At 57.5% G+C, this 5,346-nt stretch carries 7 protein-coding genes; 1 reads left to right on the top strand and 6 read right to left on the bottom strand.

Annotated elements, in window-relative coordinates; all coding sequences use genetic code 11:
- Window positions 1–106: 106 nt before the first annotated feature.
- Window positions 107–850 (bottom strand): SDR family NAD(P)-dependent oxidoreductase, encoded by a 744-nt coding sequence (locus DBR24_RS08105; RefSeq protein WP_128614458.1) that lies wholly within the window; start codon window positions 848–850, stop codon window positions 107–109.
- A gap of 11 nt (window positions 851–861) precedes the next feature.
- Entirely contained in the window at window positions 862–1,272 is a 411-nt protein-coding gene (locus tag DBR24_RS08100) for a DoxX family protein (protein ID WP_128614457.1), read from the bottom strand.
- Window positions 1,273–1,367: 95 nt separating this feature from the next.
- Between DBR24_RS08100 and DBR24_RS08095 the strand changes: the two genes are divergently transcribed.
- A complete protein-coding gene (locus DBR24_RS08095; RefSeq protein WP_128614456.1) occupies window positions 1,368–1,748 on the top strand; it encodes a helix-turn-helix domain-containing protein in 381 nt (126 codons plus the stop codon).
- Between the two features lie 237 nt (window positions 1,749–1,985).
- On the opposite strand, the gene DBR24_RS30910 is transcribed toward DBR24_RS08095, so the two are convergent.
- The 4 genes from DBR24_RS30910 to DBR24_RS08075 form a co-directional block, all read right to left on the bottom strand.
- Entirely contained in the window at window positions 1,986–2,846 is an 861-nt protein-coding gene (locus tag DBR24_RS30910) for a hypothetical protein (RefSeq protein WP_158277025.1), read from the bottom strand.
- A gap of 185 nt (window positions 2,847–3,031) precedes the next feature.
- Window positions 3,032–4,378 (bottom strand): glutamine synthetase family protein, encoded by a 1,347-nt coding sequence (locus DBR24_RS08085; RefSeq protein WP_128614454.1) that lies wholly within the window; start codon window positions 4,376–4,378, stop codon window positions 3,032–3,034.
- Window positions 4,379–4,399: 21 nt separating this feature from the next.
- Window positions 4,400–4,957, bottom strand: a complete 558-nt coding sequence (locus DBR24_RS08080) for a helix-turn-helix domain-containing protein (RefSeq protein WP_123468651.1) — start codon at window positions 4,955–4,957, stop codon at window positions 4,400–4,402.
- A gap of 15 nt (window positions 4,958–4,972) precedes the next feature.
- Window positions 4,973–5,346: FAD-dependent oxidoreductase (locus DBR24_RS08075; RefSeq protein WP_146188991.1), on the bottom strand; the 374-nt coding region annotated here is incomplete at its 5' end.

Raw genomic sequence — 5,346 nt, 5'->3', positions numbered from 1 at the left:
AACGTCAACCACGCGCAGCGGATCGGTGCCGCTTGAACAACTACCACAAGACACGCCAAGGCATGTCTTGTGATTTCCGTTGGGTCGTGGGGTTTGAACAGGACCGTCAGCGGGCGCTGTCGATGATTTGGCCTCCGTCCGGCGTGAGACTGTATCCCGTCAAGAACTGCGCATCCTTGCTAGCGAGAAACAACACCACCGGCGCAATATCCTCTTCCGGTGATCCATAACGGCCAAGTACGTTAGTGGGTGCAGGTACATCGACCGCTGCTTCCCAAGTGTCAGCGACCGGCATGACATTGTTGACAGTGATCTTGTCAGCGCCCCACTCCCTGGCCGCCGAGCGAGTCAAGGCACGTACCGCCTCCTTTGCCATGTTGTAAGGCGCGTAGCCCTGCATGCCAACGACACCAGCCAGGGAAGCGAAATTGATAACCCTGCCCTCACCACTGGCTTTGAGATGGGGATAGCACGCCTGCATCGTTCGCAGATAAGCAATGGGGCCCATTTCGAAATTGCGCTGCAACTGCTCGGCTGACAGCTCGACCACCGATGAAAACACCACCGAGGGATCGAAAGCATTATTCACCAGTATGTCGATCCGCCCATAGGCAGTCATCACCTTGTCGACAGCGGCAGTAATTTGATCAGGGTCAGCGATATCGCAAACGATTCCGAGGGCGGCGCCGCCAGCGGCCTGGATATCGGCAACCACCTGATCGACATTTTCAGCCGTGCGCGAAACGACCGCGACTTTCGCCCCCTGCATCGCGAAAAGTCTGGCGGTAGCTCGGCCGATACCACGACCGGCGCCGACGATAATCGCAACTTTTCCACCGAGTCGAGTCATGGCGATCTCCATTATTTGAGAGTCGTCTGGACAACCGCTGACGGCGGTGCGTAAGGCGACGGATATTCGCGAACAGCGTTTTGTGTCACGAAGGAGGTGGCCAGGAGAATGAGTCCCAAGGCTGCCGGGATAGAACCTTTGGGCTTGTGAACACCCAGGTGCGCTGAAGCTGAAAGCAGCAGGTGATAAAACATGCCGGCATAAGCGAGATCACTGAGTGCGGCATTGAAGCGCCACAAAATCGCGGCGGGCCCCAGTATCTTGACCACGATCATCAAAGGCACAAGGTGGGAGGCTGAATAGCCCAACTCCGCTTGTGCGCTTCGCACATAGTCTCCTTTGGCGATGTACAACAAGGCCGAGGCCAGATAGAGCAGCGAAAGCAGGACCGTGCTAATCCAGTAAATATAATGTTCGATCATTTGGTTTTCCCAAGCAGGTATTGTTACGTCGACTTAGGGCAAATATCTCGTCTAGCATGAAAACCCACAAGTAGGATGAAAAACCGGTACTTAGTATGGAAAACCAGACTAATGATGAAGAGCAGATCAATATGCACGAGGAAATGCGGCGTGCATTTTCGCTACTTTCAGGCAAGTGGAAGCTGGAAATAATGTGGCTGCTAAACCAGCGGATTTATCGTTTTGGGGAACTGCGAAAGGCGATTAACGGCGTCACCCAACACATGCTGACAGCACAACTTCGGGAGCTTGAGAACGATGGCCTGATCTCGCGAACAGTCTTCGCAGAAGTGCCCCCGCGTGTTGAATATGAAATGACAGCAAAAGCACGTGCACTCGGGCCGACGATGGAGGCGCTGGCTAAATGGTGGAGCGAGTACGGCAAAAGCGTGCCGGTGAAGCCTGCCTCACGCGGCCGCAAAGTAAAAAAAACCTAGGCGGGTCAGAGACGTATTTGAGTCGATCTTTGCTCAGCCTGAAAGGCTGCAATGGTTCCAGACTGAGCATCTCTTCGGGACGCTCAAGCAATGGATGGGGTGAGCGCCGACGCATGGGCGGTGACGAATTTATCGCTCTACTGCCGGACCAGTTGCGTGACGAGGACGCTGTACCGGTGGCCGAACGCTTAATGGCCAGCATTACCGGCCCCAACTGCGTCGTTCGATGGCGGTGCTCTACAAATTTCCGTTGTTTGAGTTGCATCGCCCTCGGCATGTCAATTCGTGCGCAGGGTTTACCGTCGAAGCAAAGGCAGGATATTGGTTGCGATAGGTATATTTTCTGTTTCCATACATTCTCGACAGAATATTTAAACCTTCGCTACCGGTATCCACTCTTACGGAATTCCTCAGTAAATGCCTGATCGTCGCGTCATAGGCACTCGCGTGCCACTCGGCAAGCCAGGCGGCGCGATGAGTGGCACTGCAGCCAAGATCGTCGAATAACAACTGCGCCATTTCACCTGCCGGTTGTGTTTGTTCCACACCATGTCGCGCTTCAATCAAAGAAGGCAGGCTCCAGTACCTCACTGCTGTCACCTGGTCGCTGCCCGCGACATCCCATGAGTAATAGAACGTTGAAAGTTGCGACTTCAATCTGACGATATAGTACTGGCCATCTTGCGCCGCAACCGTTGTAGCCAGGGGCTGGATGCTCAGAATGTCGATCGGTTGCATGAGTTCTTCCCGGGCCTCTCGCTCGATGACTTGTTGATCCGTCTCCCGGACATAACCCAAGGCCGTTATTCGCAGATCTCTTGCTCCGCCGACGCAGATAGGAACAGGCAGTATATAAGCGCCGGCGTTGTACTGACGCCCGACAGGAACATAGATCCCGCATCCGTTGTTGGCTTCTATCACCCCGTATACCCGGGGTGAGTTGCCCCCTTCGTAGGCCGCATCGAAGACAATTTCGCCGTTGACGTCATGGGCCTTGAACTGGCCCCATCTATTTCGGGAAAAGACGTTGGTGGGAACAGCGACCAGTGGGCACAGTCGTTGTTTCAATGCGCTGACATTGCAGAAATTCATGAGCATTTCCCGTCCTCCCTGACATGGCCGGTACAAACAGGGTAGTCAGCTTTTTCTCTATTTCAACTCCAGGTCAAAGGACGGACAGGCTGCAATGCCATGTAAAGTCTGCTCCCGAAATCCAGTCAGGCTGTGGGAATGTGCGGTCTTGAAGCTATGACCGCAGACTCCCCCTGCATCGGCGCCACAACTTACAGATACCAGCGATACTCCCGCGCACTGATCTCTTGCATAAATGCCAGATGATCCTGCCGTTTGTTCTCGCAATACACATCGACAAACTCAGCGCCCAGCCCTTCGCGCAACTGCGCCTGAGACTGCATCGCCCTCACCGCTTCAAACATTTCTGTTGGAAAGCCGATCCCGCTGTTGCGATCTTCATTCAACGGTGCAATCGGCTCCTTGCCCGACTCCAGCCCATGCTCCAGTCCCACCAGAATCGCCGCCAACACCAGATACGGATTGGCATCTGCTCCCGCCAGTCGATACTCGATGCGCAGGTTCTTCTCGTCCGACTCGGGAATGCGCAAGCACGCATCACGGTCCTCGAATCCCCAGCTCGCTTTGGTCGCCGTGTTCACCGTACCGCCCAGACGCCGCATCGCATTCTGGTTCGGCGCGAAGATCGGCATGCTGTGCGGCAACAGTTCCAGGCATCCGGCCACCGCATGGCGTAGCGGTTGTTGTTGATTGGCCGCCAACAGATTGTTGCCCTCGGCGTCATACAGGCTGACATGCACATGCATGCCACTGCCCGGATGCTGCAAGTACGGCTTGGCCATGAAACTGGCGCGGTAGCCGTGTTTGAGCGCGACGCCACGGGTGCTGCGGCAGAACAACGCGGCCCAGTCGGCGGCACGCAAGCCGTCGTCGAGGTGGCCGAAGTTGATTTCGAACTGACCAGGGCCGAGTTCGGCGGTGATGACCGTGGCGTCGATACCTTGGGCGCGCGTCGCTTCGACCATTTCATCGAGCACCGGTGCGAAGCGTGACAGGCGTTCGATGTGCATGTTCGGCTGGTCATCGGCGTCGTCGGTCAGGTCGTCGCGGGGGAATTGCGGCAGGCCGTTGCGCAAGGTCTTGTCGAACAGGTAGAACTCCAGTTCGAACGCCACCACCGGATGAATGCCTTTGCGCGCCAGGCGATTGAGCACTTGCGCGAGGACTTCGCGGGGTTCGAATTCGATTGGCTTTTCGGTGCCGTCCGAGGTGATCAGCATCTGCCCCAGCGGCTGCGCTTCCCAGGTCACCGGTTTCAGTGTGCCCGGCACCAGGCGGCGCACGGCGTCCGGGTCGCCGTCGTTGAAGCAGTAGTCGCCAATCTTGAACAGGCCGCCCTGGACGCCGAGCAAAACGCAATTTTGTGGCAGTTTGAGGGCACTGCCCGCGGCAACCTTTTCGAGCATGTCCACGGGGTAACGCTTGCCGTAAAAATGCCCGGGAATGTCCAGCGAGATCAAGTCGACATAACGGACCTCGGGGTAGCGTTGGCGAAACGCCCGAACTTCGGCGAGCAGGTCAGCGCAGACAGCGTCCATCGTGTTCATCCTTTGTGGTTATCAGGTGTAGACCCAGAGCACGCGGGTCAGGTGCTCGGTGAGGTTGCCGTAACGGCAACGGGTGTGACTGTCGAATTGAAAGCTGTCGCCGGCCTTGAGCGTGACCGGGTCTTGATCGTCGCCCAGCCACAACGTCAGTTCGCCTTCGAGGACGTAACCGCCCTGCTCCGAGCTGTCGGTCAGATGGCGGTCGCCGCTGCTGGCGCCGGCCTCAAGGTGACTTTCGAGCATGGAGAATGATGCGCGGATCTGCGGCGACACCAGAATGTCGGTGATGCCGTTGGCGAAATACAACGTGCGCCGCTCGTCCGGCCGGGTGACCCACGGCAGTTCCTTGGGCTTGGGCAGACTGTAGAAATAGGTGGTCGGCACGCCGAAGGTTTCGCTGATCGCCGTCAGGTCCGCCACCGTCGGCCGTGACAGGCCGCGCTCCACTTGCGAAAGGAAACCCACGGAGCGGCCGATCTTGTCGGCCAGCTCCTTGAGGGTCCATTTCTTGTGCTTGCGCAGGTCGTGAATCAGGATCGCCAGCGCCGCGATTTCTTCTTGCTTGTCCATCACAGGGATTCCAGGTCAGAGGCTGTCGCGCAGTCGGTACCAGGCCTTGCCGATCGCTTCGAGCGGCGCCGCGAGGTATTTGCCGCCGGGAAAGCTGCCATTACTCAAGCCTTGATACAACGCCAATTCATCCGCGTTGCCGAGGATCGCGTCGGACACTGCACGTGCGGCAGCCAGTGTCGGCAGCACGCCGTGGCCTGAATAGCCTTGCAGCCAGTAACGATTGCGCTCGCCGCCGACATCCGGTGTGCGGTTGATCGTCAAGTCGATATGGCCGCCCCAGGCGAACTCGATATCGACACCCGTGAGTTGCGGGAACACCCGTTGCAGGAACGGCCGGGTGGCTGCCGCGATGTCTTTGGGCATGCCGCCGAGATAGGTGCAGCCAC

Origin of the sequence: Pseudomonas sp. HMWF006 (assembly GCF_003061205.1) — a bacterium.
Lineage (GTDB): Bacteria > Pseudomonadota > Gammaproteobacteria > Pseudomonadales > Pseudomonadaceae > Aquipseudomonas > Aquipseudomonas monsensis.
This window is presented reverse-complemented; position numbering and strand designations above follow the sequence as displayed.